The organism is Herbaspirillum sp. B65 (assembly GCF_000333555.1).
Classification (GTDB): Bacteria; Pseudomonadota; Gammaproteobacteria; order Burkholderiales; family Burkholderiaceae_D; genus Herbaspirillum; species Herbaspirillum rubrisubalbicans.
In genome coordinates this window covers 1-1871 of record NZ_BADI01000067.1, presented here as the reverse complement: position 1 = coordinate 1871, position 1871 = coordinate 1, and the positions used below count along the sequence as shown (strand labels likewise).

2 protein-coding genes and 1 pseudogene are annotated in these 1871 nt (G+C 62.1%); all 3 read right to left on the bottom strand.

Annotated elements, in window-relative coordinates:
• Positions 1-341 (bottom strand): annotated as a pseudogene (locus tag I5W_RS33040) (hypothetical protein); the annotation flags it as partial.
• Entirely contained in the window at positions 341-1384 is a 1044-nt protein-coding gene (locus tag I5W_RS01700; protein ID WP_044527948.1) for a phage major capsid protein, P2 family, read from the bottom strand. The pseudogene I5W_RS33040 and the gene I5W_RS01700, both read right to left, overlap by 1 nt.
• A 52-nt stretch (positions 1385-1436) precedes the next feature.
• Positions 1437-1871: GPO family capsid scaffolding protein (locus I5W_RS01695; RefSeq protein ID WP_199901688.1), on the bottom strand; the 435-nt coding region annotated here is incomplete at its 5' end.

Below are 1871 nucleotides of genomic sequence, written 5' to 3'. Positions count from 1 at the left end.
GCGATCGGCCCGACCTTGCGTTGCGGATGCGCTTGTTGCCACTCGGCCAGTTCTTCCTGCAACTGGCTCAGCCAGGTATCGAGCAGCTCGGCCGGCCGTGCATTGAGCGCCGGAAACGAGCCGACCAGCCCGGCCTTGCACTGGGCCGCCATGGTGGCCTTCATCTCAATCTTGCGTTCGATGGATTGAATGTTGGACAGCGTGCGGCGGTCTTCGTGGAGCTTCATTAGCATCAGCTCATAGGCGCTGCCAGTGGTCACGCCGCCAGGCTCGCCGGCAGCCGCCGCCAGCTTGCCCAGCATCCGTTCCCGATGGCGCGCAGCGGGGGACAGGCGAGACATCAGGCGCCACCCGCTGCCGCATCTTGCAGCACCACGTTTTCTACCAGAGCGGCCAAGCCCTCATCCTCGATCACGTAGGCGTCGTTGGACGATTCATAGTTTTCGATGCGGTCGGCCTTCGGTTCATCGACCACGCGACGGCGGCGGCCACCGTTCTGGAAGTAGATCGACAGATTGTCCAGGCGGGTAATCAACATGGCATTGGCCGGGAAGGACGGCACCCGCACAGCCGGCAGGCCGCCGATGCGCTTTTGGCTCACGATGATGTCGGCGGCCAGGACTTCGGTCGGCGCTTGTGCCTTGTTGATCAGCGGGAAATACTTGTCATGCAGCAGTTCGCGACCGACGATCACCACCAGGCCGGTATCGTCCTGATACCACGGGTCCAGATTGGTTACCGCGTCATACACGGCGGCATCGAGGTTCACATAATCGGTACCTTCGCCTTTGCCGATGATGACCTTGCCCGGCAGATCCTGGCCGACCAGGCCCATGACACGCTGCGGCGACTGCTCGCGGATCTGCTGCAGCCAGCCCTTGTTCACGTCTTGCAGCAGCGGATACTGGTCGAGATTGGTATCGGCCGCGACCTTCACGCCGTTGAAGCCGATCATGATGCGGTCCAGTGCCTGGCGCTTCAGAATGGCATTAGCCAGGCGCAACTGGAAGTCCTGGAACTTGGCCCAGGCGTCCAGCTTGGCATAGGTGATATGAGTATCGAAATTGGTTTTCTCGCAGCGATAGCGGGTGTTCGACAGGGCTGATGCATCGCGGGTGTTACGGCGCTTGTCGCCGCGGGTATCGGTGCGGCTGGCGATGGGGCCGGACACGCCCAGGCCGATCTTCTCGCCTTCCAGTTCATCGACGCCAATCAGGTTGATGCTGGACAGGAATTCCGACGATTCCTGCATTTTGTCTTCCAGCTTCTGCTGCACGCTCGGGTCTACCGAGAACGTCGAATGGACGGCGCCGCCAGCGACATCATTCAGGCTCGCCAGGCGCGCAGTGTAGGCGTTATAGGCGGCACGGGTCTGATTCTTCATGTGTTCTGCTCCAGGGTAAATGCGTAAAAGGGGGGGACGTGCCAGGGCCGGCTTAGAACTCGGTCAGCGCAGCGCCGCTGCTGCCGCCACCGGTGGCCGGTGGGCGCTGTACGTTGCTCTTGTCGGTCAGATTGACGGTCTGGCGGAACTGCTCGGCGGTGGTTGATTCATCGCCGACACGCTTCTCCAGCTTCTCCAGGCGCGCCACGGCCTCGGCGACATCCTTGCCAGTCTGCGCGGTGGCTTGTGCGAACTCGCCCACCTTTTCGGCCACGGCGGTCATGGCCGCAACCACGTCAGCGTGCTGGGCATCGGCTTTCTTCTCGCCGCCACCGATGCGGCTAAACAGTTTGCTGTACTTGAAGAGCGGCAACTTCACATGCTGGCGGGCGTTCTTCCAGTCCCCCTGCACCAGCGTGAAATAGCGCTTGTCGGTCGTGCCCTCGCGCATCTGGTCGTGCAGGTTGTCAAGGCCGAGCGCTTCTGC

Coding starts and splice junctions, on each gene's coding strand:
- I5W_RS01700 (WP_044527948.1), bottom strand. CDS start 1,384: ATGAAGAATCAGACCCGTGCCGCCTATAACGCCTACACTGCGCGCCTG.